This window comes from Sorangium sp. So ce302 (genome assembly GCF_051530145.1).
GTDB classification, from domain to species: Bacteria; Myxococcota_A; Polyangia; order Polyangiales; family Polyangiaceae; genus Sorangium; species Sorangium cellulosum_B.
In genome coordinates this window covers 2,160,096-2,186,709 of sequence record NZ_CP150326.1, presented here as the reverse complement: position 1 = coordinate 2,186,709, position 26,614 = coordinate 2,160,096, and the positions used below count along the sequence as shown (strand labels likewise).

Here is a 26,614-nt window from a genome sequence, read left to right as displayed (position 1 = left end):
AATCCTGTGCAGGAAGGCGGAGCTCACTGAGCTCGCGGACGCCTGGGAGCGCTGCCGTCGCCGACGGGCGCAGCGCCAGCTGCATCATCGGCTGGAGCACATCGCCATCGAGGCGGAAGAGATGGCCCGGACGCGCTCACCAGGGTCGATGGGGGATGAGGGCATGATGGTCGCAGCCCTCTTCGACCGCGATCTCCGGACCCTCATCGGCGCGGCGCCATTCCTGGTCCAGGATTGGACCTGGCGCTGTCGCCTCGGTTATGCGTCCATGGGCGCGTTCCCGGTCCGGCGAGCGGTGCTCTGCGGGACCGACTGGCTCGCGCCGGATGCCCCGGCGGAGCAGGAGGCGCTGCTCCAGGCGGTCCTGTCCGCGAAGGTCCCCTACCAGATGATCTCCATCGAGGGATTACCGGTCGAGTCGGATCTCCTGCGCCTCCTCCGGAGCTCCCCGCGGGTGCGCCGGGAGTTCTGGGTCGACACGCCTGCCGAGGTGACGCCGCGCCGCCTCGTCGACCTGCCGGGGAACTTCGATGCCTACCTCGCGAAGTTCAGCGGCCGCACGCGCCGAACGCTGAAGTACAAGGCGAAGCGCCTCACGCGCGCCATGACCGATGGCATGAGGCTCCAGCGCATCACGCGGAAGGAAGAGCTGCCGCGCTTCCTCGAGCAGGCGGGGCTCGTCGCGGCGCGGAGCTGGCAGGGCAGATGTCTCGGGCAATCGGTCGATGGACAGGCGATGCGGTGCAAGCTGGAGGCGTTCGCGGAGCGCGGCTGGCTGCGCGGTTACCTCCTGCTGAACGGCGACGCTCCTGTCGCCTTCGTGATCGGGATGCTGGATGAGAGCACATATTATTACGAGCGCGTGGGTTACGATCCCGCGTGGGCTGCCTATCATCCCGGCAGCGTCCTGCTCCTCATGATCCTCGAAGACCTGTGCGCGGACGGGGTCCCGAGAACGCTCGATTTCGGCTACGGAGACAACGAGTACAAGCGGCTGTTCTCCACGCGGTCCTATGACGAGCTGACCGTCCGGCTGGTCCGCAAGTCGGCCGCCATGGTCGTCCCGTACGTCACGCACACCGCCTGCTGGTCCGGCGCTGCGCTCATCCGGAAGGGCCTCGATCGCTTCGCGCTGAGGGAGAAGGTGCGGCGGCTCTTGCGCGGGTCGCGGGCGCCGGAGGCCCAGGTCGAGGCGCCGAGCGCGGCGTGCGACGAAGCGGAGGCCGCGCCCCGCGGCGAGGTCGCGGAGCCATTGCTGTCCGGCCGGCAGCATGAACCGCGCTCCCGTCGGATCGCCGGCGCTCTGTAGCCGCCGAGCTCCCGCTCGATGTGACCGGCCAGGCACGTCATCTCGGGCGTATTGCTCTTGCCCAGCAGGATCGCGCCCGCTTCCTTGAGGCGCCGGACCACGGTGGCGTCCTCTGCCGGAACGAAAAGCAGCGACGCGGCCTCGTCGGGGAGCGCTGCGACGATCACCTCGGCGACGACCTGGTGCATGACACCATAGCTCGCCCAGAAGCGGTGAACGTGGCCTCCGTAGCTCAGGGCTCGCTCGCGCTCGAATCCCACTGCGTGCTTTCCGTGCTCGTGCGCCTTCATCCCACCTTCTCCTTGGCCGACGGTCGCTCGGGCCGCCTGCAGCGGAAGGGATAGCCGGAGAGTCGCTCTTCAACGACGGCGTGGCGGTGGTGGCGTTCATCGGGCTCCTCGAGATCGCGTCGGGGACGTCGGGCCTCGATCTGCAGCGACTCTCGCCGCTGTTCGTCCAGGAGGCGATCGGCGGCGTGCTGTACGGCCTCGAGCTCTTGATCGTCGCCTTCGACGCCCAGTCGCTGCTCGCAGGGCTCCTCGCGTTTCCGGTCGTGCTGCTCGCGCGGTTCATCGCTGTCGCGCTGCCGGTGAGCCTCATGAAGAGGCGCAAGGTCTTCACCCCGGGGGCGATCCGCATCCTCACCTGGGGCGGCCTGCGCGGCGGCGTCTCGGTGGCCCTCGCGCTCTCCATCCCCGGAAAGCTCGCGGACGGCACGCTCGTTCCGGAGCGCGAGATGGTGCTGACCATCACCTATGTCGTGGTGGTCGTCTCCATCGTGGTGCAGGGCCTGACCATCGGCCCATTGCTGCGCCGGACGCTCGCCGCCGCCGCCGTCGGGCCGGAGGAGCCGCTCCCCGTGGAAGCCGCCTGAACGACCTGGAGAAGTGGCGTTCGCGCGAGATCCTCGTCTGTCGCGGCGCCGCTCGCCCGCGACGGCGCTCAGCGGTGCACGGCGTTGATGATGCCGTCGAAGAACTCGGTGCAACCGACGTTGTCGAGCATGCGGTTCCAGCCGAGCTCGTCGAACGGCTGCGGCAGCCCGTGGTTGGTCAGGAGGACGCCGATGATCTCGAGATCCGGATCGACCCACATGAACGTGCCGGCGCCGCCCGCCTTGCCGAAGGCGCGCGGCGACAGGCGCATGCCGCCGTTCGAGAAGCGCCGCGTCCGCATCTCCCACCCGAGGCCCTTCGGGGCGAAGAGCAGGTTGTTGATGGGCGACGTGTCGGTCTCCGCCTCCGTCACGTAGGGCGTGTTGTTCTTCTTCATCTGCCCGACCAGATCGGGCCGCAGGACCTCGGCGCCGCCATAGGCGCCGCCGTTCAAGATCATCTGGCAGAAGACGGCGACATCGAGCGCGGTGGTGAACACGCCGTCACAGCCGGCGATGCCGCCCAGCGCGAAGTCCTGCTCGTCCTGCACCTGCCCCCGCACGAGGCACCCCCGGCGGGCGGAGTACCCCGTGGCCGCGACGCGCTCGACGAGCTCCGGGGGCGGGTTGTACATCGTGTCGCTCATGCCGAGAGGACGCCAGACGCACTCTCTCGCGATGGCGTCGAGATCTTCCCCCGCGGCGGCCTCCATCATGCGGCCGAGGAGGCGGTAGGTGAGATCGCTGTACAGCGCCGATCTGCCCGTCGCATATTCGAGCGGCGTCTCGGCCATGATGCACCAGGCCGTCTCGACGTCCTCATCCAGGCACTGGTTGTCCAGCGGCAGACCGGACGAGTAACGGAGCATGTCGTAGACGGTGACGGCCGCCTTTCCGTTGGCGGCGAACTCCGGCAGGTACCTGGCGACCGGCGCGTCCAGCCGAATCACGCGCTCCTGCACGAGCGCGAGGGCCGCCGCCGCCGTCGAGAGCACCTTGCTCATCGACTGGACGTCGAAGATCGTGTCGAGCGTCACCGGCTCGTCGGCGCCGGCGACCTTGCTGCCGAAGGCCCGGTGACCCACGATGACCCCGCGCCGCGCGACCAGCGCGGTGGCGCCGGGAAACAGGGCGTCGTTCACGCGGCGCTGGATCCGCGCGAAGACGTCCTCCAGCCGCTCCGAGCTCATGCTCACGTCCTCGGGCCGCCCCGCGGTGAGCGTCGTCGAGCAGGCGCCTCTCCATGGGTCCGAACCGAGCGCGGGCGCCGCGGCGGCCACCGAGGCGAACTGGGTCATCCCTTGCAAGAACATCCTGCGGTTGACCGCTCGTCGTTGATCGATCATGGCTCTTCCCAACCTTGCTTTCGTGAAGAACGAATCCTTCCACGGCGTTTGCCCCCCCGGTTGGCCGGAGGCGCGTTCAGCGTGGGCGTCTGGCGTGAAGGCTCGCAATTTGTACGCCAGCGTGACCTGCCGTCTCCTCTTCGAGCTGCACCGCTAAAAAGAGCTGCTACCTGGCCGCTGGTTTCAGCTGAGGTCCGGCGCGTCCCCTTCAATGGAGTTGGCACGACTGGAATGGAAGCGCAATCGATTGCGGGATGACGCAAGCAGATGACATCCTGGACGACCGTGGACGACCGCGGACGAATGAACGCGCTGTTCCCGAGGGGTCACGGGCCCTCGTGGCCTGACGTCTCCCCCGCTTCCTCTCCCGTCGTCTCTCTCCCCATCACTCGCGCTCTCGCGCGCCAGCGGACGATACGGGGAGGGTTCTGCTCAAGGCCGAGCTCGGCAGACAGCGTCCGACGGCGCTGCGATCGACGCGGCTCGCCCTGACCGGCCGTCACGCCGCAGCCGACGCGCCGAGCCGATCCTAGGACGCCTGGACCGCCGCGGCGCCGACCGCTCACCGCTGGTACCGATCCTGCCTGTCGATCGACAGTGCAGCGCAGCGCAGGCGCCTTCGAGCGCAGCCGCGCCCCGGAGGCGTGTGTCACGCCCGGCACGCCAGAGCCATGCAGACAGCGACCGAATACCTCGCGGAGGCCGTGCTGGACGAAGGACCGGATTTCGCGCTCTACCGGGCGCGCGAGCCGGCGGGGCGGAGCGTCCTCGTCAAGGCCCTGAAGGTCGCTCACCCCTCGACGGCCGAGTACGAGGCGCTGCGGCGCGAGCTGGAGGCGACGCGGCTGGTCGGCTGCGACGTGGCCATGGAGGCGGCGCGGATCTGCACGTTCCATGGCCAGCCCGCGCTCGTGATCCAGGACGACGGAGCGACGCCGCTCGCCCGCCTCATGGGCACCCCGATGGCTCTCGGCCGGTTCCTGAGGCTCTCCACCGGCATCGCCGGGGCGCTGGCGACGATCCACGGGCGGCAGATCGTCCACCTCGGCCTCACCCCGCACCGCGTGATGCTCCTGCCCGGCGACGCCATCAAGCTGACCGGGTTCAGCCCCTGGTCGCTCTCGCCAGGCCGGTGTAGCCCCCGATCGGCCCGTCCGTCCCCCTGCACCTGGCCATACCTGTCGCTCGAGCAGGGCGGGCGCCTCGGCGTCGCGATCGATCACCGGTCGGACCTCTACTCCCTCGGGGTGATCCTGTTCGAGCTCCTCACCGGACGGCTGCCGTTCGCCGCGAACGATCTGCTGGGATGGCTCTACTGCCACGCCGCGGTCGTCCCCCCGTCGCCGCTCGTGTCCGTGCCCGGGCTGCCCTCGACCGTCGCCGAGCTCGTCCTGAAGCTGCTCGCGAAGCTCCCCGAGGACAGGTACCAGAGCGCCGCCGGCCTCCAGCACGATCTCGTCCGGTGCCGGGAGGCGCTCCGGACGGAGGGGCGGATCGCGCCGTTCCAGCCGGGTCTCGCCGACGTGCCGCCGCCTCTGCGGCTGACCCCCGGGCTCTACGGCCGCGCCGGCGAGGTCGCGCGGCTGGAGGGCGCGGTGGCGCGCGTCGGGCGCGATGGCCGGGCGGAGCTCGTCCTGATCTCGGGCCCGCCGGGCGTGGGCAAGACGCGCCTGGTCCATCACCTGGGCGAGTCGGTCCGCGCGCCCGCGGCGCGCTTCACCGGCGGCAGGTGCGAGGTGGCCCCGCGCCATGCCCCGTGCGAGGCGCTCCTCGCGGCGCTGGACGGCGCGCTCGTCCAGGCCCTCGAAGAGGGCGAGGCGTCGCGCGCGGAGCTGCAGCGCGGCCTCGCGGGGGCGCTGGGCGCGAACGCGTCGCTGCTGGCCGGCATGCTCCCGGCGCTCGCCCGGATCCTCGGCCAGCAGAGCCCGCCGCCCGAGATCCCGCCCCCCGAGGCCGAGGCGCGGTTCCTGCTGGCGCTCAGCCAGCTCCTCGGCGCGCTCGCGCGGCCGGGGAAGCCGCTCATCGTCTTCCTCGACGATCTCCAGTGGACGGACGCCGAGACGCTGAAGGTCGTCGAGCGCTGGGCGACCGACCCCGGCGTCCGCGACACGCTGATCCTCGGCGCGTACCGGAGCAACGAGGTCTCCGATTCCCACGCGGTGCGCCGGATGATCCGCCGGCTCCGCGCGCAGGACGTCGCCGTGACCGAGATCGCGATCGCCCCGCTGTCCGCCGACGCCGTGACCTCGTGGGTGGCCGACTCGCTGCGCGCCCCCCGGGAGGAGGTCGCCCCGCTCGCGGCGAGCCTCCACGAGAAGACAGGGGGAAATCCGCTGTTCATCGCGCAGCTCGCGGGCACGCTCCACCAGGAAGGGCTGATCCGCTTCTCGACCACCGCCCGAGCGTTCCGGTGGGATCTCGAGAAGATCCGGGCGAAGAGGTGCTCGGACGACGTCGCCGAGATCATCGCCGCGAACCTCCGCAGCCTCGACGCGGGCACGCAGGACGCCTTGCGGCGGTTCGCCCTGTTCGGCGACGCCGCGGATCTGACGACGCTGGCGCTCCTCCTCGGCTGCCCGGAAGACGCCGTCATCGAGCGCCTGCAGGCGGCCTTCGCCCTGCGGCTCATCGTCCGGATCGACCGCGAGATCCGCTTCCTTCACGACCGCATCCATCAGGTCGCCTACGAGCTCACCCCCGCCGAGCAGCGGCCCGAGGCGCACCTCGCCGCCGCGCGCGCCCTGCTCGACGGCCTCCCGCCCGACCGCGTCGAGGCCCAGCTCTTCGAGATCGTGCGCCAGATCACCCGCGGAGCGCCGCGGATCACGTCCCCGGAGGAGCGGACGCGGGCCGCCGAGCTCAACCTGCGCGCGGGCCGGAAGGCCCAGGCCGCGACCCACCACGCCGCGGCCATCGGGTTCTTCCTGCTGGGCGCCGAGCTGCTCGCGGGCGCGCGCGGGGAGGCGGCGCGCGCCGGGCTCGCGTTCGAGCTCGACTTCGCGCTGGCCCAGTGCCGGTTCGCGACCGGCGAGCTCGCGGCCGCGGAGCGCATCTGCGCGTCGCTGTGCGAGCGCGCCTCCGGGCCGTGCGTGGCCGCGACCGTGTACGCCCTGCTCGCCGAGATCCAGGTCGCGCAAGGCGCGATGGACGCCGCCGTCGAGAGCTGCGTCGCGGGCTTCGGCAACTGCGGGCTCCCCCTGCCGCGCCACCCGGAGGCCGCCGCGGTGGACGCCGCCGTCGCGGCGGTCCTGGGTCGCCTCGAGGGCAGCGCCCTCGCCATCGCCGCCCTCCCGGACCTGCCGCCCATGACCGACCCGCGCGCCCGGGCCGTCTGCGATCTCGCCGCCACGCTGTACCAGCCCGCTTACCACGCGAGCTGGGACGTCATGGCGGCCGCCGCCAGCGCCGCGGTGGAGCTCTCGCTGACGCACGGGAACACGAGCAGCTCCGCGGCGGCCTACGCGACCTTCGGGCTCGTCCTTGCCGAGCGGCGCGGGCGCCCCGCGGACGCGTTCGCCTTCGGCGAGGCGGGCTATCGGCTCGCCCAGCGCGAGGAGCACTCGCCCTACAGGCCCAGGGCGAGCTTCACGTTCATCGTCTTGCTCGGCTACCTGGAGATGCCTGTCCGACGCTGTCTGGAGCTCGCGCGGCGCGAGCTGGACGCGGCGCTCTCCGCCGGCAACTACCCCTTCTCGTGCTACTTCGGCCACCAGCTCATCGCGTTTCAGCTGTTCGTCGGCGACTCCCTCGACGACGTCGCCGAGGAGGCTTCGCGGCGCCTCGCGCTCGCCGAGCGCACCTGCGGCCCGGTGGACCAGGACATCTTCCGCGATCAGCTGCGGCTGCTCGCGCGGCTGCGCGACCCACCCGCGCCCGGCCGCCCTCCGGAGCGCTCCGCGGACGAGCTCGCGCGGAGGGCGCCGATCAGGGCCTTCTATGGCCATCTCCTCGACCTGCAGACGCGCGTGCTCCTCGGCGATCTGGGCGAGGCCGCCGGAGCGGCGGAGCGCGCGGGCGCCTTGCTGCACGCCGCGCGCCGCTTCCTCGGGGCCGCCCAGGTTCACTTCTACGCGGCGGTCGCGCGCTCCGCCGGCCACGCCCGCGCGCCCCCGCCAGCCTGCCTCGAGGCCGTGCGCGCGCACCTCGCCCACCTGGCGGCGCTGGCGGACGCGTCCCCGGAGAACTTCGCACACCAGGTGGCCCTGGTCTCGGCCGAGCTCGCGCGCCTCTCGGGCGATGAGCTCGCCGCGGAGCGCGGGTACGAGCAGGCCCTCAAGGGCGCCCGCGCGGGCGGGTTCGTCGAGGTCGAGGCGCTCGCCAGCGAGCTCTGCGCGCGCTTCTACGAGCAGCGGGGGCTCGACACGGCGGCGAGCGCCTACCTCGCGCGCGCCCGCGACAGCTACGAGGCCTGGGGCGCGCGGGCGAAGGTCTGCGCCCTGCTCCAGCAGCACCCCGAGCTCGCGCGGCGGCCCGCGTCCGGGGGTGGCGACGTCAAATACCTGGATATGCTCGGTATTTTGAAGGCCTCGCAGGAGATCTCGAGCGCGCTGGTCCTGCCCCAGCTGCACGCCCGGCTCCTGCTCGTGGCCATGGAGCACGTGGGCGCGCAGCGCGGCTGCCTGCTCCTCTCGTCGCCGGAGGGCCTCGTCCTGGCGGAGGCGAGCGGCGATGGCGAGCGGGCCTTCGGCCCCGCCGGCCACCTCGCGGCGCCGTCGCAGGTGCCCCTGTCGCTCTGCGCAGCCGTCCTCCGCACCCGCAAGCCCATCGCGATCGCCGACGCGGCCGCGCCGCACCGGTTCGCGATGGATCCCTATTTCGGCGACGCGGTGCGCCCTCGGCGCTCGGTCCTCGGCGTGCCCATCGTGCGCCAGGACGAGGCAATGGGCCTGCTCTACCTCGAGAACAACCTGGTCCCGGGCGCCTTCTCCACCGCGGAGCTGGGCGTCCTCGATGTCCTCGCGTCGCAGGCGGCCATCTCGCTCGAGAACGCGCGGCTCTACGGCGAGCTCCAGCAGGAGAACACGCAGCGCCGGCGCGCGGAAGCGTCCTTGCACGACAGCAGCTCGCTCCTGCACGCCATCCTCGAGAACACGCCCGCCGTCGTGTTCGTCAAGGCCCCGGACGGGCGGTACCTGCTCATCAACCGCCGTTACGAGGACGTCGTGCACGTGAGCCGCGAGGACATCCTCGGCAAGACCGACCACGAGCTGTTCCCGACCGAGATCGCCGACGCGGTGCGCGCCAACGATCTCGCCGCGCTGCGGGAGGATCACCCCATCGAGAGGGACGAGTTCGTTCCGGCCCCCGACGGCATCCACGCTTTCCTCTCCCTCAAGTTCCCGCTGCGCCATCCGGACGGGACGTCGTATGCGGTGTGCGGGATCGCGACGGACGTCACCGAGCGCAAGCGCGCCGAGGAGATGCTGCGCCACTCGCACGCGCTGCTCGAGGCCACGCTCGACTCGACGGCGGACGGCATCCTGGTCGTCGACGACGCGGGCCGCCCCGTGCGGCACAACCGCAGGTTCAGGGAGATGTGGGGGATCCCCGAGCAGGTGCTCCTCTCGCAGGACGACCGCCTGGCGCTCTGCCTCGATCAGCTCGCGGACTCCGAGCAGCTCCTCCAGGAAGCGAGGATGACGAGGAGCGTCGACGACCCCCGCGAGGCGAGCGGCATCGACACCCTGACGTTCGACGACGGGAGGGTCTTCGAGCGCTACTCCCAGCCTCAGCGCGCGAGCGGGCGCATCGTCGGGCGGGTCTGGAGCTTCCGCGACGTCACGACGCGCGTGCAGGCCGAGCAGCAGCGGGACCGCCTGCTCGCGGACGAGCAGCGGGCGCGCGCCCGCGCGGAGGAGGCCGTCCGCGCGCGGGACGAGTTCCTCTCCGTCGCCTCGCACGAGCTCCGGACGCCGCTGACCAGCTTGCAGCTCGCCGTCCACTCGATGGAGAAGAAGCTCTCGCGCGGCCCGGAGGGCATCGAGCGGGCGCGCGCGTCGGTCGATCTCTCGCAGCGGCAGATCAAGCGCCTCGTCGCCCTCGTCGACATGCTCCTCGACGTCTCCCGCATCCACGCGGGGCGCCTGGAGCTCGACCCGATCGAGATCGATCTCCGCGCGATCGTGGGAGAGGTCACGACGTACCTGGACGACCAGCTCGCGCGGGCGGGCTGCGCGCTCGACGTGCGCGCCGCCGGGCCGGTCGTCGGCCGCTGGGACGCGCAGCGCATCGAGCAGGTCGTGACCAACCTGCTGAGCAACGCGATCAAGTTCGGCGGGGGCAAGCCGCTCGAGCTCACCATCGCGTCGGACGGAGAGACCGCCCGGCTCTCGGTCACCGATCATGGCATCGGCATCCCCGCCGACGTGCGAGAGCAGGTCTTCGAGCGGTATCGCCGGGGCGTCTCGTCGCGTCATTACGGCGGGCTCGGGCTGGGCCTCTACATCACGCGCACCATCGTCGAGGCGCACGGAGGGCGGGTGAGCGTATCGAGCGAGATCGGCAAAGGCTCGACCTTCTCCGTCGAGCTGCCGCTCTCGCGCGACGTCAAGCCGCCCGCGGGCGGCCGGGAGCCGCGGCGGCGGCGGCGCATTGAAGATTGAGTAGCGACGAGCGCGTTGACACCGGGCGCGCCGGCGCTACCCTGGGCACACCGGTCAGGAACAGGATCCGTCATTCCACCGACCGACGAGTCATGACGGGCCGCGCTCGCGCCTGGCGACGATGGACCTGAGAGTGTCCCTGATCCCACATGGGGTCTCGGGTGATGAGGTCGCGCCATGCGAAAGGCGGAGATTGAGGCCCTGGTGCGCGCGCACCGGGGCCGTGCCCGTCCCGTCGCGTTCTTTCATGTGCTCCGTCAGCCGTCGCTGGAGCCAGACGATCATGCCTTCCTGTCCGAGCACATCGACGAGCTCGGGACATCCGATCTCCTGCGCTGGAGGGCGCGCTGCGAGAGCGGCTTCAGCGGGCCGGTGATCCGGCAGCTCGCGCGGCTCGCGATCCAGGATCCCGCGCACTTCCAGCACGAGGTGCTGGGCGTGCCGCGCCTCGTGCTCGACGAGGAGGAGTGGATCGAGCTGTCGGATCTCGTGCGCGGCAAGGTCCCGGCGGGGATCTACGAGCGCGTGCTCGAGCGTTGCCGGCGCGAGCCTGTCCAGTGGCCCTCGGGGTTCATCCTCGCGCCCAAGGTCCACAAGGGGCTGCCGCCGCTGCTCGACGGGGACGAGCTCGACGGCCTGAACGGGGAGCGCCCCGCGCTGCGCGATCTGCCGGTCCCGAAGATCCTCGCGGCGAGGCGGGCCGGGGCGATTTCGCTCGACGACGACGCGCTGGCCGCGCTGGCGATGGAGCGCGCGCGCGGCTCGGACGAGGACTGGAGCGTCGATATCCTCCATTTTCCCCCGGCGCTCCGGGACGCGATCCTCGAGAAGGCGCGCCGGACGCCGCGGGGCGCGGAGCGGGCGAACCTGCTCGGCTGGCTCGAGGCGCACGGCGTGGCGCGGGCCGCGCTGATGGACATCGCGCTCGGCGCGATCCGGGCGGGGGACGACGCGTATGCCGTGCTCTCCTGGCTCGCGCGCCAGCTGACGACGCGGGCGGCGTGGGACAAACACGGCCTGGAGACGCTCTCCACGCTGATGTCGGCGCGCGCCTTCTCGGAGATAGGCGAGCTCGTGACGCTCGCGTGGAGCGAGGCCAGCCAGGGCGGCAAGGAGGTCTCCCGCGGCTTCCTGGAGGCGATCCAGGTCGCCTTCGCGCTGGTGCTGCTCGGGATGGCGCGGGAGGCCCTCGCGGCGGGCCGCGAGGCCGGCGCGACGGCGGCGCTGTCGGCGCTCGCGTGCCTCGACCCGCCGTCGCGGGTGAGCCGCGCTGTGCACGAGCTCCGGCGGATCCCGGGCGCGAGCCCCGACGTGGTGGAGCTCATCGCCGTGAACGAGCGGCTGGTGAAGCACAGCGACGCGCGCGACGCCTCCCTGGAGGGCTTCGTGGCGGCCCTCCACGCGATCGCCGACGCGTCTTCGTGATCGCCGCCGGCGCGGCGCCGCTCGCGGCGGCAGCAGCGGCGCGTCCGCTCGCCGCCGGCCGCGCGTGACGTAGCGCCGGGGAGCAGGCAGCGCGGCGCGCCGCGCGACGTGCTGGGGGCGCGCCTCGCGGCGCGCGGGCGCCCCCGGCGCGGCGCAGGACGCCGGGACGCGTGGGGGGCGGCCAGCGCCTCGCCTCCCAGCGCGGGATCGACCACGGACGCCGCTTCCAGCGCGGGCGCCGGTGGCCGCCTTCGTTTTCATTGCGCTGGACGACCGCAACCATCGCTTCCAATGCGGTGGCCTCCGGTCGCTTTCAATTTCAATGCGGGGACCGGCCTTGCCTCCCCCTCGAACGTCGACTCTGGAGGAGCACGCCGATGGCGTTCATCAACTATGCGAGCCGGGAGATCTACTGCAAGATCGTCTATTACGGGCCCGGCCTCTGCGGCAAGACGACGAACCTTCACTACGTGTACGATCGGACGGTGCCGAGCGCCAAGGGGCGGCTCATCTCGCTCAAGACCGAGAGCGATCGCACGCTGTTCTTCGACTTCCTTCCGCTCGATCTCGGGGGCCTGTCGGGCTTCCGGACGCGCCTTCAGCTCTACACGGTGCCGGGCCAGATCTTCTACAGGGCGAGCCGGAAGCTCATCCTGAAGGGGCTGGATGGCGTCGTGTTCGTGGCGGACTCTCAGCGCGCCCGGCTCGACGCGAACGTCGAGTCGATGGCCGATCTGTGGGACAACCTGGCCGAGGAGGGCCGCTCGCCCGGGCGGCTGCCGTTCGTCGTCCAGTACAACAAGCGGGATCTCGACGGGATCGCCGATATCGACGAGCTCCGGGAGCTCCTCAACCCGGGCGGAGCGCCCGAGTTCGAGGCCGCGGCGGCGAGCGGGCGCGGCGTGTTCGACACCCTGAGGGCGATCTCGAAGCTCGCGCTCAAGGAGGTGCAGCGCCGCCAGCGGTAGGGCCTTCGCGAGCGCCGATCTCTTGCGGCTCGCGCGCGCCGGGCTCACCCTCCCGGAGGGAGGACACGCCATGACACAGAGATTCGCCTACCACGTCATGCCGGACCCCGACGGCTGGGGCTGGGTGGTCGCGGCCGAGGGATACGTCACCCGCTCGCTCCCGTATGGCACCGTGCAGGAAGCGATCGAGTCCACGGAGGACCTCGTCCGCCAGCACCCGGGGAGCACGCTCGTCGTCGACGAGCAGCCGCCGCAGCTCACGCCGATCGAGATAGAGCATCGGCTCGCGGCGTGACCGCGGCCAGATGGGTCGCCTCATCGAGGCGATGAGCCGGGCCGTCGAGCTGCTCGCCGCCACGGGGCTCTGGCCGAGCCCGATCCGTTGAGCGAGCTCCGGCCCAGCTTGAGCGAACCTTCGCGCAACGCGCCGGCGGACGCCCGCAGGCCGCGCGGGGTGCGACAGCGTCCTGGGCAACGGCTGCTTCGTGACGATGTCGGCGGCGAGGACCGTGACCGTGAACTTCGTGCCGAACAACTCGGATGCGTGTTACGACTCGTGCATGGATCTGTGCCGCGAGGACGGCCGGCTCACGCCGAGCCAGTGCGCGCAGTCGTGCGAGTCCGAGTGCCTTTAGCCGCGCCCGCCCTCGTCGCGTGAGCGAGGCGTCGCACCGCGCGACCGAGCCCACGTGAGCTGGAGCTCGGCACGTCCTCCGCCGAGCTGCGCGAGCCGCGCGCAGCAGGCGCGAGCCGCGAGGGATGGCCGAGCCAGGGCAGCGGAGCTCGTCCGCTCTCACCCAGCTCGATCAGCGGACGCCTGGCCCCGCGCTGGGCCTCCGCGCCGCGCCTGACGCGACATTTATCGCCGGGACGCGAGAGAACGCCTGCTCGCGCACAGGAAGTACAGTACACCCGACAGATGGCAGAGACGTGCGGGATTTGCGGAGGCGACGGTCGGATCGCCAACTCGTTTGGAAACACGACCACGTGCCCGAGCTGCCACGGCTCCGGGCGGCGGTCCGACGACGGGGGCTTCCGGGACGTCACCAAGACGAAGGCCTCGCACCACCGGCCGACGAACGTGGCGGCCGTCGTCGAGAAGCAGACGTGGCCCGGGACCTTCGAAGGGGGCCAGCTGGCGAACGAGGTGCGGGCCAGCGCGACGGTCTCGAACGAGACGAAGGCGAAGCTGACGCGAGAGATCATCGAGCACGAGGGCAGCCACGGCAAATGCACGCAGACCTTCATCAAGAAGATCCGCAAGCAGATCCGCCCGGCGGCGCCCTGATCCCTGGCGCGGCTCGCGGGCGCGGCGGCAGGTCCGGCTTCCGCTGACGTCAGGCGTCGAGCAGGCGCGCCAGCAGCCAGGCCCACCGGCAGCGCCCGGCCTTACAGACGCCTGAACATTTGTCCACAGCGTGTGGATTATTTGTGAACAGTGTCGAGCTAGCACGCCGCTGCGGGCTCACACGCGCCGCCCTTTCCCGGTGTCCGACGAGAATCGGCGGCTCCGGCGCTGCTGCGGTGGCGGCGGCGATCGTCGTGGACGAGCACGGTCACTCGTCTGCACGAGATCGGCACGGGATGTCGAGAAGATGTCGAGAAATCGCGGGCAAGGGAACCTCGGTGGGCGCCCGCCATCATCAGGCTTCGCGGGACGATCACGCATTCTTGTACGCCGCAAAAACTCCCATCTGCCGAAAAACGCGGAGGACGAGTGGCTTTCGTGATTGGGTCCGAGCTGCTCGAGCAACCATGGAGGTCATTCATTGATCCTCGGTCTCCGAGCGCCGCCGGCCCCAGGGCCACCGGCGCTGGAAGCCGAGGACCTTTCGCGGATCGCCTCGCGCTCCGCGTGCTCTGAAAGGAACTTTCCATGCGAACTTGCTTGTCGGCAGCGACCGCCGCTGCCCTCGTGCTCCTCGGAGCGTGCGTCGTGGAGGACGCCTACGGGCCCGAAGGGAGGCTCGAGCAACAGGAAGCCTGGGATCAACCGCTGACGGGCGACGGGCTGACAGCCACGCTGACGGTCGCGTCGGACTGGGGGACCGGGTACTGCGCCGACGTCGCCATCCGGAACACGGGAACCACGACGACGACGAGCTGGCGGATCACCACGAACCTGAACGGCTCCACGCTCACGAACGCGTGGAACACCACCACGAGCGTGAGCGGGTCGCAGCTGGTCGCCACGCCCGCAGCGCACAACGCGACCCTGGCGGTGGGGGCATCGACGAGCTTCGGGTTCTGCGCCAACGCGAGCGGCCCCTCGCAGCGCCCAGCGCTCACCAGCGTGACGGCGGGTGGGTCCGGCAGCAGCAGCGCCAGCGCCAGCAGCAGTAGCAGCGCCAGCAGCACCAGCGCCAGCAGCAGCAGCAGCAGCAGCGCCAGTAGCAGCAGTTCCAGCAGCACCAGCGCCAGCACCGGCAGCGGCGGCGCGGGCGGGTCCGGCGGCGCGGGCGGCTCCAGCGGCAGCGGCGGCTCCGGCGGCAGCGGCGGCGCGGGCGGCGCCGCCCCGACCGGGCATTACCAGATGGAGGACCTCGATCGCGGCGTGGTCGCCGTCAAGGTCTCGAACGGCGTCTACGTCGGATGGCGGATGTTCGGTTACGAGTACGACGCAGCGAACCCGAGCGCGATCTCGTACGATGTGTACCGCAACGGCACGCGCATCGCGAACGTCACGAACAGCACCAACACCCTCGATACCGCCGGCACCAGCTCGTCGACTTATACGGTCCGGGCAGTCGTCGGCGGCGTCGCTCAGGCCGCCTCCCCCGCCGCCGCGACCTGGGGCCAGAACTACCTCCGCATCCCCCTCACGGCCCCCGCGGGCGGGACGACTCCATCGAAGTGCGATAACGCCGGCGAGAGCTACTCGTACTCCGCGAACGACGTGAGCGTCGGAGACGTCGACGGCGACGGGCAGTACGAGATCATCCTCAAGTGGGATCCCTCGAACGCCAAGGACAACTCCCAGGCTGGCTGCACGGGGCCTGTTTACCTCGACGCCTACAAGCTCGACGGGAAGCGCCTCTTCCGCATCGACCTCGGGAGGAACATCCGGGCGGGCGCGCACTACACGCAGTTCGTCGTGTACGACTTCGACGGCGACGGCAACGCGGAGATCGCGGTGAAGACCGCTCCCGGCACGCGCGACGGCGCGGGCGCCTACCTCGGCCGAGGTCCCGCGGCCTCCGACGACGACGCGGCGGACTACCGGAACGCCGCGGGCTACGTGCTCACCGGCCCCGAGTACCTGACGGTGTTCAGCGGCGCGAGCGGCGCGGAGCTCGCGACCGTCGCCTTCGACGTGGCCCGGGGGACGGTCTCCTCGTGGGGGGACTCGTACGGCAACCGGGTCGATCGGTTCCTCGCGAGCGCGGCGTTCGTGAGCGATCTCGGGACAGGCCAGGACGCGAGCGGCAAGCCGGCGATCCTGATGGCCCGCGGCTACTACACGCGAGCCACCGTGACCGCGTGGAGCTTCCGCGGCGGCAAGCTCACCCAGATCTGGAAGGCCGACAGCAACGCGAACACCGCCTACACGGGCCAGGGCGCCCACTCGATGGTCGTGGCCGACGTCGACGCCGACGGGGCGCAGGAGGTCATCTACGGGGCCTCGACGATCGACAGCAACGGCACCCGGAAGTGCTCGACGGCGCTCGGGCACGGCGACGCGCTGCACGTCAGCGACTTCGTCCTCTCACGCCCGGGGCTCGAGGTGTTCATGCCGCACGAGGACGGCACCAAGCCGACCTACGACATTCACGACGCGAACTCCTGCGCGATCCTCAAGCAGGGCCCCGTCACGGGGGCCGACACCGGGCGCGGCGTGGCGGGCGACGTGCTCGCGAGCAACGCCGGCGCGGAGATGTGGACCAACTCCACGGGAGGGCTCCTGTCCGCGACCAGCGGGTCGAACGTCGGGAGCCAGCCCGCGTCGGCCAACTTCCTGATCTGGTGGGACGCGGACGAGCTGCGCGAGCTGCAGAACAACACGTCGATCACCAAGTACGGCGGCGGCTCGCTCCTCAGCTGCAGCCAGTGCGCCTCGAACAACGGCACGAAGTCGACGCCGGCGCTCACGGCCGACCTGCTCGGCGACTGGCGCGAGGAGATCGTGTGGCGCGAGTCCGACAATTCGGCGCTGCGGCTGTACACGACGACGAACGTGACGACGCGCCGGCTCTACACGCTGATGCACGACCCCCAGTACCGCATGCAGGTCAGCTCGGAGCAGACCGCCTACAACCAGCCGCCCCACCCGAGCTTCCACATCGGCGGCGGAATGGCGGCGCCCCCGAAGCCGGACATCCACGTGAGGTGACGTCGACGCCCTGACCAATTCCCTCATTCTGTTGGCATTTTATCAAAAGAAAAGATTGAACAGGGAGGCGGGGAGACGGGGAGGTTCATGGGATTTCACTCCCAATCTCCCCGCCTCCCTGTGAATTTTTCCGAAATTAGAGAGGATGCTTCAGGTCGATGCCGCGAGCTCGACAGGCGCGTCGGTCCCGTCACTTCCGGTACTGCGCGAGCGTCAGGCCGGCGTCCTCGGTGCCGTCGGCCACCAGGCCCGCCATGACCCGGGCGCCGGTCTCGTTGAAATGGGTTCCGTCGACCGTGCCGTCCGCCCGGACGAGGAAGAAGTCCTCGCCCGCCGCCACACACCCGATCGAGTTCAGGTGGGCGAGCGTCTTCGCGTTGAGATCGATGACGGCCACGTCCAGCTCGTCTCCGAGCTCCCGCATCGCCTTCGCATGGGCGCTCAGGCCGTTGCCGAATTCGTGGCTGTCCCCGGAGCACGATCGCCGCGGGGGCGGGGTGACAAGCACCGGCGTCGCGGCGCGCCCCTGCGCGCCCGTGATGTACTGCTCGAGGTACGATTTGAAGTCCGTCGCGGGGTCCAGGTAATAGGGAATGGTCTCGCCGTCGTGCTCGTACGTCGCGGTCTTGTTGCTGTCGTTCGTGCCGAACTGCACAAGGAAGTAGTCTCCGCTCTGGATGTCCTCGAGGACGTCGTCGAGGCGGCCCTCGTCGATGTACCGGCGCGCGGTCCGGCCGCCGATGGCCCGGTTCTCGACGCGCACCCGCTCATCGAAGAACTCCCCCAGCATCTGGCCCCAGCCCGCCTGGTGAAGGGCGCTGTTCACGTAGGTCTGAACGGTCGAGTCACCGGCGATGTACACCGTGACGTCCGGCAGCTCGGCGCTCCCGCCGCCGCCTTCCGAGCCGCCTGAAGCGCTCGTGGCCCCCCCGGCCGCACCGCCGCCGCCCTCTCCCGCGCCGCCCACACCCGCGGCGCTGGGGCCGGAAGCGCTGCTCGCACCGCCCGCACCGCTGCTGGCGCTTGTGCTTGCGCTGGCGCTGGCGCTGGCGCTGGTGCCGCCACCGCCGCTGCCTGTGGTCTGCGTGGCGGGGTGATCGTCGGGGTCTCCCGAGCTGCAACCCCCCGACGCGAAGCCGATGCCGGCGACGAAAGAATGAAGCACGACGGTCATGAAGATGGGCCGAATTCGCATGACGAGCTCCTGCAGGAAGACAGTGCACGACGAGCACGCGTCGGGTGCGTGCCCGGAAGGACGTACGTGGTCAACGTGGGTGATGAGAGCGCGAAGCGTCCACAAAGCACCGCTCTGTCCTCCCCACGTGCGCCGAGGCGGCTGCGATCAATCACGCGTCGTTCGATTTTCTCGCGGGCGCCTGGCCGTCGCGTCAAAGCGCAAATTTTCATAACAACGACCATCCCACGGCTCGACGCCAGGCCGACGCGACGCCGTCAGAGCTCGACGCCGAGCAGCACGCCAGGCCGGAAACGGTACCGCGCAAGGACGGTCTCGGTCCCTTGCTCGAGCGCGAGATCGTAGCGGACGCGCGCGGGATCGAGCTCGACGAAGAGCTCCGTGAACAGCCGGACATCGCGGCTCAGCGGCAGCTTGGCGACGGCGCCGGCCACGAGCACGAGCGCGTTCGAAGCGCTCGCCCCGGCGGGGACGAACGACGGCGCGCCAGCGCTGCCTGGCCGCGGCGCCGCCTCGACATGATCGAGGCCCGCGCCGAGCCGCGCGCCGAGCTCCAGCGGCGCCGCGCCGGGCGTGAGGGCGTAGAGCCAGGAGGCGCCCGCGCGGAGCGCTATCGTGCGGAGATCGAGGCCGATGCGCGGCTCCTCGTAGCGGCGCTCGAACTGGTACTGGATGCGCGCGTCGAGGGCGAGCCGCTGCCGCCCCGAGCTCCCGCCGAGCGCGACGCGAACGCCGGGGCCGTGCGTCCAGCCGAGCTCCGTCGAGTGCACCGTGACGCCGTAGAACGCCCCGAGCTCCAGCGCGCCGCGCAGCGCCGGCGCAGCCTGGCCCGGCGCGCCGCCCGGCGGCGCCGCCTGGCCCGGCGCGCCGCCCGGTGGCGGTGGCGCTGCCTGGCCCGCCGGCGCCGCCTGGCCCGCCGGCGCCGCCTGGCGGAGGACGAGCGCGCGCGCCTGATCCCGATCGAGCGACGCGCGCGCGCCCCCGCGCAGCGACCGCAGCGAGAGCTCCACGACCTGGGCCACGGACTCGCGATCGAGCTCGTCGAAGCCGCCCGAGAGCTCGATCGAGCGCACCAGGAAGCGATCGGCCACGGGATCGGTGAAGTAGAGCGCGGCGCGGCGCGGATCGCTCACGTCGATCCAGCAGGAGAGGGCCACCCCGGAGGAGGCCCGCGCCTCGAAGAGCGCCGCCGCGTCGAACGTCGGCGCGACCCGGAACCGGAGCGTGAACGCGGAGAGCGCCTGAGATTCGAGCGCCGCCCGGATCGCGCCGAGGTTCGGCGCGGGGCCCGTCAGCACGATCTCCACCACCGGCGCGCCGGGCGACGCGGACGCCGCCGAAGGCCCCTCCTCGATGGCCGTGGCGCGCGCCGCGGAGAGCGCGATCGCCGCGGCGACCCCGAGCCAGATCGGCGCTCGCTCCGTGATCACCCTCCGAGCTCGGCGAGGCGGCGGCGGGCGTGCTCGACGTAGGGCGAACCCGGGTGCTCCCGGAGCAGGCGCCGCCAGGTCTGCGCCTCGTCGCCGGCGCGCCCGAGCGCCCGCAGGGCGCGCCCGCGGCCATAGAGCGCCTCGACCGCGAGCGGGCGCGACCCGGCGACGCCGAGGTACCGGTCGAACTGCGCCAGCGCCGCGGCAGGCGAGCCGTCCTGGAGGAGCAGGCCGCCCAGCGACACGAGGGAGAGCGTGGCCTCGGGCGACGACGCGAACCCCTTCTGGAGCGCGCGGTAGAGCTCGATGGCGCGCCGGGAGCGGCCGGCGCGCCGCGCGTCGTTGGCCTCCCGGAACAGCTGCTCCGCCGTCGAGGCGGTCGGCGATGCGCTCGGCGAGGACGCCGCCGCGCTCGGCTCGCGCTCGGCCTCGCGCGGCTTCGGAGCGGCGGCCGGCGCGAGCTCCGGCGGCGCCGCTCCGGTGGGCGCCGGCGCGGCCTCGCCCTCGGACGGACCGGCCCCGAAAATCTCGGCGGCGCGCGCACGGGACACCGCCGCGCGCAGCGAGGGCTCGAGCAGGCGGGCGCTCCGCCCCATCTCCGCCGCCGGGCGCGGCTGGACGAGCGCCGAGGTCGCGAGCGACACCCCGGCGACGAGGACGGCCGCCGCGGCGCAGAGCCAGGCGCTCCGCGTCCATCCGGCCCAGCGCCGCCCCGCGAGGAGGGTCCCCGGCCGAGCGCCGCCGTCTCCGCGCCGGACGTCGTTGTCGGGCCGCACGGGCGCGCTCGCGAGCCGCACGGGCGCGCTCGCGAGCCGCACGGGCGCTCCTTCGCGCCGCCGCCGCGCCGGCGCTCCCTCGCACGGCAGGTCGATCACGGCCCCGCCGATCGCGGCGTTCGCGATGCGCGCGAGGAGCTCTGCGTCCCCGGGCTCCGCCGCGCCCGCGGCGTCGAAGTCCAGCGCGAGCACCCAGCTCATCCGGCACGACGCGCAGGTGCCGAGGTGGGCGTCGAGGGCGAGCCGGTCCGGCTCGGTCGCGACGCCGCGGCGCACCCGCGTGAGGAGCTCGCTCCGGCAGTCGGCGGTCATGTCTCCCTGCCCCGGAAGAGCTCGGCCAGCTTCGCGTTGTTGGCGAGCGCGCGCCGCAGCGCCTCCTTGCCGAGCCGGAGCCGACTCCAGACCGTGTTCGGAGAGACGCGGGCGAGCGCCGCGATCTCGTCGATCGTGTAGCCAAGCACGAAATGGAGGGCCAGCGCCTCCGCGGTCGCCTCGGGCATCCTGTCGAGCACCTCGAGCACCATCTTACGCCGCCGGCTCGAGACCGCCTCGGCGAACGGCGACGCGCCGCTCTCGTCCGGGGCCACGTCGATCGGCGCGCCCGGCTCGTCGAAGCGCGCGCGCACGCTGAGGCGCCGGCGCGCGCCGAGCGCGGTCATCACGGCGATCCGGTTGGCGAAGTGGAGCACGGTGCACTCCGCGCGAAAGGACGGCAGCGCCTGGAGCAGCGCGAGCACGGCCTCCTGGGTCACGTCCTCGACGTCGGGGTGATGCGGGCCGAGCACCTTCCGCACGCTCCGCAACATGGCGCCGCCGAGCTCGGTGATGAGCGTGCGGATGGCCGCCGGATCGCGCCCCGCGGCGGCGCGCGCGAGCCCGAGCAGCTCGTCCGCCCGCGGAGGCGCCCCCTCCGGCGGCGCGTGGAGGTCAGTCACGGGCTTTCGCATTCTGGCGACGACGGTGGAGTCCATGAGTCCCGATCAGCAGGGCGCGCAGCGCGGAGCCCGGCGGCGGTGGCGCGACTAGGGCCCTCCGGAGCGCGGAAAGCCGTCGGTGTCCCACGCCAGATCGGAGATCCGCAGCGTGGGGGCGCCGTTCGACTGCGCGTCGTAGGCGTGATAGACGTTGTAAGCGCGATCGCCGGAGAACAGCACGGCGTTGTGCCCGGGCCCTCGCCAGCGGGAGCCTCCTTCCACGACGATGCTGCCGCCGCCGGACATCATCGGTGTCCCCTCCTTGTCGACGTACGGGCCTGTGATGCTCTTCGAACGACCGACGGCGATCTTGTACGTGCTGTCCGTCCCACGGCAGCAGGCGTCGAACGAGACGAACAGGTAATAGAAGCCGCAGCGCCGGACGATGAAGGGCGCCTCGAGCGCCCCGCGGGCGTCGGGGCGGGCGGCGAGGGCGTGGAGCTCCTTGTCGGCCCGCTCCCCCGACGGGGCGAGCTTCACCATCTTGATACCGCCCCAGAAGCTCCCGAACACGAGCCACGGCGTCCCCTCCTCATCTATCGCGACGTTGGGATCGATCGCGTTCCAGTCGTCCCGCGCCGCGCCGTCGTTGGAGCAGATGGCGGCGCCGCGGTCCGTCCAGGGACCTGCCGAGTCGAGCGATGCCTTCGTCGCGTGCCCGATGCACGACCGGTTGCTGCCGAACGTGGAGGCGGAGTAGTAGAGATGGTAGGTGTCGCCGAAGCGCGAGATATCGGGCGCCCACAGGTCGCTCACGCCCGGGACCTTCTGTTCCAGCCAGGCGGGCTTCGCGTCGAACACCCGACCGGCGGCCTGCCACGCGGTGAGGTTCGACGAGCTCTTCATCGGGAGCCTGTCCCCCGTCTGGAACAGGTAGTAGCGGTCGCCGGCCTGGATGATGGCCGGGTCGTGGGTCCCCAGGTTCCCGGACAGGGGCAGCGCCTCTGGCGGGCTCGCCGGGTCGTAGAGGGCATCGGCGCACCTGTCCGCGGCCCCTCCCGCGCCGCCGCTGCCGCCCGCGCCGCCGCTGCCGCCGCCGACGCCGCCGCTCCCGCCCGCGCCGCCGCTGCCGCCGGCGCCCCCGGCGCCACCCACCCCGGCCGCTGCGCTCGGATGGCCTCCCGCGCCGCTGCTCGCCGTGGTGGAGGAAGCGGTGGTCGTGCCGCCGGCGCCGGTGGCGCCGCTGTCCTGGCCGCCTGACCCGGAGCCCTGCGCCGAGGGCTCCGTGCTGCAGCCCGCGAGCGTTGCGACGACGCCGATCAGGAGGCTCAACGTGGGCGAGGACACCCGTCGTCGCCGTGATCGGCAAAGCGTGAGACGCATCGTGAACTCCTGAGGATCCATGGGCGGATCATCCGTCGAGGTGCTGGCCATGAGGTCGGCTCGATGTCCTCCGGGACGAGTCGTCCCGCTCTCCCACGTGGGCCGGAGCGCCCACGATCCATCATGGGTTGCTCGAGCTTCTCGTGGAGCGTCAAAAACCGTCTTTGCAGAAATTTTACACCAAGACGGCGATGCCACGACTCATCGTGCGACGCGCCGAGCTTCGTAGATGTCGGCCACCCCGCTCCGCGTCGACGCGAAGAACAGGACGGCCCCGTCGGGCGAGAGGTGAGGATCGGTGTCCCGCTCTGCGGGAAGGTTCAGCGGCTCACCGAGCGACTCCGCCTCTTCGAAGGCCGCCTCGGTCGACGGCCGTCGCGCCCAGAACAGGTCTCCTCCGCCCTCACGGCTCGATCGGAGCAGGATCTGGCGGCCCTCGTCGAACAGGAACGGAGCGTGCTCGTCGCCCGCGCCGTCCAGCCCGGCGAGCGGGGCGAGCGCGCCCCAGGGGTCCTCCGGGCGTTCGCGCGACGCGATCGCGATGTACGTCTCGGCGCCCGGGGGCTCGACGCCGACCACGACGCGGAGCTCGGAGGGATCGACGTGGGGGGACATCACCTCGCCGTCGCCGGCGACGAGCGCGTCCACGCGGGCCGGCGCGCCCCACGGGTCGTCTCGGCCGGCGCGCTCGGCGCGCCAGATGCCCTTCGGAGCGCGCTCGCTGAAGAACCAGATCCGGAGCCCGTCCTCGGAGACGCAGGGGGTGTCCTCGACGCTATCGGCGCTGTTGAGCGCCTCCACGGCGCGCGGCGCCTCCCAGGGCGAGCCTGGCGCCGCCCGCCGCGACGCCCAGATATCGCGGCTGCCGCTGCGATCGGACATGAAGTAGATCTCGAGGAGATCGCCTGTCAGCGTCGGGTCCTCTTCCCTGGCGTCGCTGTTCAGCTCCGTCACCGCCGCCGGCGCATCGAACGTCGGCCGCTCCGGCGCGCCCGCCGCCCCCCCTCCCCCGCCCTGCCCCGGCGCGAACACGCCGATCACGAAGCGCTGGTCCTCGCACCCCGCCCCGCCGAGCGCGAGCCCGAGCCCGAGCCCGCACGCCACCGTGATCCCCCGGGACCGCCACCTCATCCACCCCCGTTCATACGCGCCCATGTGCGCTGGATCGAGCCCCGTCCCTGGCGACGCGGGCGGGTCGCCTCACCCGACGCCGGCCTCGCTCGGCGGCGCGACGGCCGCGTCTCCCCCGGCGGCCTGGAGCGGCACGCGGGGGAACCACAGCGCCGCGATGAAGCCGGTGACCCCCATGGCCGCGATGATCCAGAACACGGTGGTGAGGCCGGACGTGAGCGCCTCCCCGAGGTGCTGGAGGATCGACGGATCGAGGCCGCGCGCCCCCTCCGCCGTCAGGAGCCGGCTCGCGGCGTCCGCGGGGATCGACGGGTCCTTCGCGAGCTGGGCCGTCAGGACGCCGCCCATGACGCCCACCGCCACGACGCCGCCGAGCAGCCGGGAGAACATCGTGCTCGCGGTGGCGATCCCCCGCTGATCCCACGCGACGCTGCTCTGCACCGCGATGAGCAGCGCGACGTTCGACAGCCCCATGCCCACGCCGAAGACAAGCGTCGTCGCGCGGAGCATCAGCGGCGTGTCGTGCGCCCCGCCGAGCGCGAGCGCGAGCCCCGCCGTCGCCGTGACGCCGAGGCCGATCCAGATGAGCGGGCGGAACCCGACCCGGGGGATGAGCCGCCCGCCGATCGCGCTCGCGACCGGCCAGCCGATGAGCATCGGCGCGATGGCGCTGCCGGCGTCGGTGGGGGTGCCGCGGAGCACGCCCTGCACGAAGAGCGGCACGAACGTGATCGTGCCCATCATCGCGCCGCCGAGGATCGCGCCGGCCACGTTGGAGATGAGCATCACCGGGCGCCGGAAGAGCGGCAGCGGGATCATCGGCTCGGGGGCCCGGCGCTCGACCGCGAAGAACGCGGCGAACAGCGCCGCCGACGCGACCGCCGCGAGCAGCGTCGTCTCCCCGCCCAGCCTCCCCGTGGCGAGCAGCAGCGCGACAACGCCGGCGGACAGGAGCGCCGCGCCGAGGAAATCGAGCTCGTGAGGCCGCCTGTCGATGCGCTCGTGGAACGAGGTCGCCACGAGCGCGACGGACGCAACGCCGAACGGGATGTTGATGTAGAAGACCCAGCGCCAGGAGAAGTAGTGCACGATGAGCCCGCCCACCATCGGGCCGATGATGCCGAACAGCCCCCAGGCGGCCCCGAAGACGCCCTGGATCCGCGCGCGCTCCTTGAGATCGAAGATGTCACCCGAGATGGTCATCGCCATCGGCTGCATCGCCCCGGCGCCGGCCCCCTGGAGGGCGCGGAAGGCGATGAGCTGCGGCATCGTTTGCGCCGCGCCGCTCGCGATCGAGCCGAGCAGGAAGACGGCGATGCCGAAGAGCATGATCGGCTTGCGGCCGTAGATGTCCGACAGCTTGCCGCAGATGGGCACCAGCACCGACGAGGTGAGCAAGTAGGCGGTGGTGACCCAGGCGTACTGGTGAATCCCGCCGAGATCGCCGATCACGGTGGGCATGGCGGTGGCGACGACGGTCGATTCGAGGGCGGCCATGGCGAGGGCCAGGATCAGCCCGGCGACGGTGAGGGCGCGGTGCGTCTTGCGTTCTGGAGCCATGCAGGTGGTGGATGTGGTGTGGATGAGCCGGCGCGGCAAGCGGGACGCCGCGCCGCGCCGCGCGTCGGGGCGGAAGGCGCGGAAGGCGCGGCGAGCGCGCCGTGAGGCCCCCCGCCGCTCGCGCGGTCGGCGACCGCTGTCGGGGCAAGATGAGCGTCAACGTCTTGTGCAGAGAGCTCGTCGCATGACGAGCGCCCGGGGTGGGTCCCGTAGAGGGGGCGGTGCGACGGGCGAGGCTTAACCGCGCTGCTTCACGCGGCGAGCACCGACGACCGGGTCATCACCTGGCTCACGCCGTCCGTCTCGGGGTCGGCCACGGGGGCGCTCACGGGGTGCGCGAGGGCATAGCGCAAGAGCTCGTGTGTCCACGGCTCGAATATCGTGAACACCTCGTCCGCGAGCGCGATGTACCGCGCGCGCGTCTCGGCGTCGAGCGGGATGCGCGCGAGCTCGGCGTGGTCGGCGTTCACCGCGTGGCCCGACTCGCGCTCGAAATGGAACGAGCCGCAGTAGCGCAGCTGCGTGTCGAGGCGCTTCTCCAGGGCCTCCGCCAGGGGAAGCATCGCCCCGAAGAGCACGTTGCCGGTCTCTTCGATCGCCTCGATGATGACGAGCCGCTCGAGGCCCGTCGTGCCCTTGATGAGCGCGGTGAGCCGCGCGGTGAGGATCCGATTCTGTATCGTCTCCTCACCCCAGAGGAAGTGCAGCAGGTCCGTGCTCCGGCCCTCGACGTCGTAGCCGAGCTTGGACAGATCCTCCAGGTACCACGGCCAGTGATGGTCGTCCTCGCGTGTGTGGGCGTTGACCATCTCTTGGTATTTGTCCGCGGCGTGCTCCTCCCGTAATACGAATTTGTTCAGATCACCGAAGCTCAGGATGAAGTACGCCATGCATGGATAGAACGCGAGCCGCTCGCTCGGATCGAGCAGTTCGTTACGCATGTGCTCGAACAGGGGTAGACGAGCGTATGCCTGCTTCTTCTCGAAAATGTGCCGCAAGACCTGCCGCATGAGCGATCTCCTTTTCGGCTGTGGGGTGTCAGTTGGTTGAACAATCCCTCTGTTTGCGCGAACCAAGCGCCGTGAGCGCCTCGAGAGGCCTCAAGGCAAGATCACGGCGCACCGAGCATGGACGCTGCTGCTGGACCTCACCTCGGTTGAAATCCTGCGCTCTCCCCTCGCGCTGCATTCCGAGCTCGATTGCTGCTCGATTACTGGAATTTTCCACCAACCACCTCAGACGTTTCTGCAACGCTGCGGGGTGCGTCCAGCCGGTGCATCCACTGTAGCGCAAGCCCAACGTAAGTTGCACCCACAATCTTGGGATCACCATTCAAATTTGAAACAGCGGCCGGTGGGCGAACCGGCGCTG

Annotated in this window: 19 protein-coding genes and 1 pseudogene; 11 read left to right on the top strand and 9 right to left on the bottom strand. The window is 71.5% G+C overall.

Annotated features, from left to right (window positions below; genetic code table 11):
- The first annotated feature begins 163 nt into the window (after window positions 1-163).
- From WME73_RS08475 to WME73_RS08465, 3 genes are read left to right on the top strand one after another with little or no spacing between them, the layout of a single operon-like run.
- A complete protein-coding gene (locus tag WME73_RS08475) occupies window positions 164-1,309 on the top strand; it encodes a GNAT family N-acetyltransferase (protein WP_437915354.1) in 1,146 nt (381 codons plus the stop codon).
- 20 nt (window positions 1,310-1,329) lie between these two features.
- Window positions 1,330-1,653 carry a hypothetical protein gene (locus WME73_RS08470; RefSeq protein ID WP_437915353.1) on the top strand — a complete coding sequence of 108 codons (324 nt, stop codon included), beginning with the start codon at window positions 1,330-1,332 and terminating at the stop codon, window positions 1,651-1,653.
- Window positions 1,654-1,679: 26 nt separating this feature from the next.
- Complete coding sequence (locus tag WME73_RS08465) at window positions 1,680-2,183, top strand: cation:proton antiporter domain-containing protein (RefSeq protein WP_437915352.1); 504 nt, start codon at window positions 1,680-1,682, stop codon at window positions 2,181-2,183.
- A 68-nt stretch (window positions 2,184-2,251) separates the two neighbouring features.
- Here the strand turns inward: WME73_RS08465 and WME73_RS08460 are convergent, their stop codons facing one another.
- On the bottom strand, window positions 2,252-3,529 hold the full coding sequence (locus tag WME73_RS08460) for a serine hydrolase domain-containing protein (protein WP_437915350.1): 1,278 nt from the start codon (window positions 3,527-3,529) through the stop codon (window positions 2,252-2,254).
- A gap of 671 nt (window positions 3,530-4,200) precedes the next feature.
- On the opposite strand from WME73_RS08460, the gene WME73_RS08455 reads away from it, so the two are divergent.
- From WME73_RS08455 to WME73_RS08420, 8 genes and pseudogenes are all read left to right on the top strand, one after another.
- Window positions 4,201-10,131: a PAS domain-containing protein gene (locus WME73_RS08455; RefSeq protein WP_437915349.1), complete on the top strand. Its 5,931-nt coding sequence runs from the start codon at window positions 4,201-4,203 to the stop codon at window positions 10,129-10,131.
- Between the two features lie 177 nt (window positions 10,132-10,308).
- Window positions 10,309-11,556 carry a hypothetical protein gene (locus WME73_RS08450; RefSeq protein ID WP_437915348.1) on the top strand — a complete coding sequence of 416 codons (1,248 nt, stop codon included), beginning with the start codon at window positions 10,309-10,311 and terminating at the stop codon, window positions 11,554-11,556.
- Window positions 11,557-11,933: 377 nt separating this feature from the next.
- Complete coding sequence (locus WME73_RS08445; RefSeq protein ID WP_437744976.1) at window positions 11,934-12,524, top strand: GTP-binding protein; 591 nt, start codon at window positions 11,934-11,936, stop codon at window positions 12,522-12,524.
- A 70-nt stretch (window positions 12,525-12,594) separates the two neighbouring features.
- On the top strand, window positions 12,595-12,819 hold the full coding sequence (locus WME73_RS08440) for a DUF2188 domain-containing protein (protein WP_437744975.1): 225 nt from the start codon (window positions 12,595-12,597) through the stop codon (window positions 12,817-12,819).
- A gap of 196 nt (window positions 12,820-13,015) precedes the next feature.
- Window positions 13,016-13,159: a hypothetical protein gene (locus tag WME73_RS08435; RefSeq protein WP_437915347.1), complete on the top strand. Its 144-nt coding sequence runs from the start codon at window positions 13,016-13,018 to the stop codon at window positions 13,157-13,159.
- Window positions 13,160-13,443: 284 nt separating this feature from the next.
- Window positions 13,444-13,812, top strand: a complete 369-nt coding sequence (locus tag WME73_RS08430; RefSeq protein WP_437744974.1) for a molecular chaperone DnaJ — start codon at window positions 13,444-13,446, stop codon at window positions 13,810-13,812.
- Between the two features lie 588 nt (window positions 13,813-14,400).
- Window positions 14,401-14,763, top strand: a pseudogene (locus WME73_RS08425) (cellulose binding domain-containing protein); the annotation flags it as partial.
- Window positions 14,764-15,057: 294 nt separating this feature from the next.
- A complete protein-coding gene (locus WME73_RS08420; RefSeq protein WP_437917369.1) occupies window positions 15,058-16,854 on the top strand; it encodes a rhamnogalacturonan lyase in 1,797 nt (598 codons plus the stop codon).
- A gap of 190 nt (window positions 16,855-17,044) precedes the next feature.
- On the opposite strand, the gene WME73_RS08415 is transcribed toward WME73_RS08420, so the two are convergent.
- The 8 genes from WME73_RS08415 to WME73_RS08380 all read right to left on the bottom strand — a co-directional run bounded on the left by WME73_RS08415 (window position 17,045) and on the right by WME73_RS08380 (window position 26,253).
- Window positions 17,045-18,049 carry a rhamnogalacturonan acetylesterase gene (locus tag WME73_RS08415; protein ID WP_437744972.1) on the bottom strand — a complete coding sequence of 335 codons (1,005 nt, stop codon included), beginning with the start codon at window positions 18,047-18,049 and terminating at the stop codon, window positions 17,045-17,047.
- 257 nt (window positions 18,050-18,306) lie between these two features.
- Window positions 18,307-19,479 (bottom strand): hypothetical protein, encoded by a 1,173-nt coding sequence (locus WME73_RS08410; RefSeq protein ID WP_437915346.1) that lies wholly within the window; start codon window positions 19,477-19,479, stop codon window positions 18,307-18,309.
- Window positions 19,476-20,567, bottom strand: a complete 1,092-nt coding sequence (locus WME73_RS08405) for a tetratricopeptide repeat protein (RefSeq protein ID WP_437915345.1) — start codon at window positions 20,565-20,567, stop codon at window positions 19,476-19,478. Before WME73_RS08405 ends, WME73_RS08410 begins: the two co-directional genes overlap by 4 nt.
- Window positions 20,564-21,190: an RNA polymerase sigma factor gene (locus WME73_RS08400; RefSeq protein ID WP_437915344.1), complete on the bottom strand. Its 627-nt coding sequence runs from the start codon at window positions 21,188-21,190 to the stop codon at window positions 20,564-20,566. The genes WME73_RS08405 and WME73_RS08400 overlap by 4 nt, the downstream gene beginning before the upstream one ends.
- Window positions 21,191-21,277: 87 nt before the next feature.
- On the bottom strand, window positions 21,278-22,501 hold the full coding sequence (locus tag WME73_RS08395) for an arabinan endo-1,5-alpha-L-arabinosidase (protein ID WP_437915343.1): 1,224 nt from the start codon (window positions 22,499-22,501) through the stop codon (window positions 21,278-21,280).
- 252 nt (window positions 22,502-22,753) lie between these two features.
- A complete protein-coding gene (locus WME73_RS08390; protein ID WP_437915341.1) occupies window positions 22,754-23,683 on the bottom strand; it encodes a TolB family protein in 930 nt (309 codons plus the stop codon).
- A gap of 69 nt (window positions 23,684-23,752) precedes the next feature.
- Window positions 23,753-25,243 carry an MDR family MFS transporter gene (locus tag WME73_RS08385; protein WP_437744967.1) on the bottom strand — a complete coding sequence of 497 codons (1,491 nt, stop codon included), beginning with the start codon at window positions 25,241-25,243 and terminating at the stop codon, window positions 23,753-23,755.
- A 251-nt stretch (window positions 25,244-25,494) separates the two neighbouring features.
- Window positions 25,495-26,253 (bottom strand): hypothetical protein, encoded by a 759-nt coding sequence (locus WME73_RS08380; RefSeq protein ID WP_437869765.1) that lies wholly within the window; start codon window positions 26,251-26,253, stop codon window positions 25,495-25,497.
- Between the last annotated feature and the right edge of the window lie 361 nt (window positions 26,254-26,614).

Excerpts from the sequence above, each read along its gene's own strand:
- WME73_RS08475 (WP_437915354.1), top strand. The coding sequence starts at position 164 with ATGATGGTCGCAGCCCTCTTCGACCGCGATCTCCGGACCCTCATCGGC.
- WME73_RS08460 (WP_437915350.1), bottom strand. The coding sequence starts at position 3,529 with ATGATCGATCAACGACGAGCGGTCAACCGCAGGATGTTCTTGCAAGGG.
- WME73_RS08455 (WP_437915349.1), top strand. The coding sequence starts at position 4,201 with ATGCAGACAGCGACCGAATACCTCGCGGAGGCCGTGCTGGACGAAGGA.
- WME73_RS08450 (WP_437915348.1), top strand. The coding sequence starts at position 10,309 with ATGCGAAAGGCGGAGATTGAGGCCCTGGTGCGCGCGCACCGGGGCCGT.
- WME73_RS08445 (WP_437744976.1), top strand. The coding sequence starts at position 11,934 with ATGGCGTTCATCAACTATGCGAGCCGGGAGATCTACTGCAAGATCGTC.
- WME73_RS08440 (WP_437744975.1), top strand. The coding sequence starts at position 12,595 with ATGACACAGAGATTCGCCTACCACGTCATGCCGGACCCCGACGGCTGG.
- WME73_RS08435 (WP_437915347.1), top strand. The coding sequence starts at position 13,016 with ATGTCGGCGGCGAGGACCGTGACCGTGAACTTCGTGCCGAACAACTCG.
- WME73_RS08430 (WP_437744974.1), top strand. The coding sequence starts at position 13,444 with ATGGCAGAGACGTGCGGGATTTGCGGAGGCGACGGTCGGATCGCCAAC.
- WME73_RS08420 (WP_437917369.1), top strand. The coding sequence starts at position 15,058 with ATGGAGGACCTCGATCGCGGCGTGGTCGCCGTCAAGGTCTCGAACGGC.
- WME73_RS08415 (WP_437744972.1), bottom strand. The coding sequence starts at position 18,049 with ATGCGAATTCGGCCCATCTTCATGACCGTCGTGCTTCATTCTTTCGTC.
- WME73_RS08405 (WP_437915345.1), bottom strand. The coding sequence starts at position 20,567 with ATGACCGCCGACTGCCGGAGCGAGCTCCTCACGCGGGTGCGCCGCGGC.
- WME73_RS08390 (WP_437915341.1), bottom strand. The coding sequence starts at position 23,683 with ATGAGGTGGCGGTCCCGGGGGATCACGGTGGCGTGCGGGCTCGGGCTC.
- WME73_RS08385 (WP_437744967.1), bottom strand. The coding sequence starts at position 25,243 with ATGGCTCCAGAACGCAAGACGCACCGCGCCCTCACCGTCGCCGGGCTG.
- WME73_RS08380 (WP_437869765.1), bottom strand. The coding sequence starts at position 26,253 with ATGCGGCAGGTCTTGCGGCACATTTTCGAGAAGAAGCAGGCATACGCT.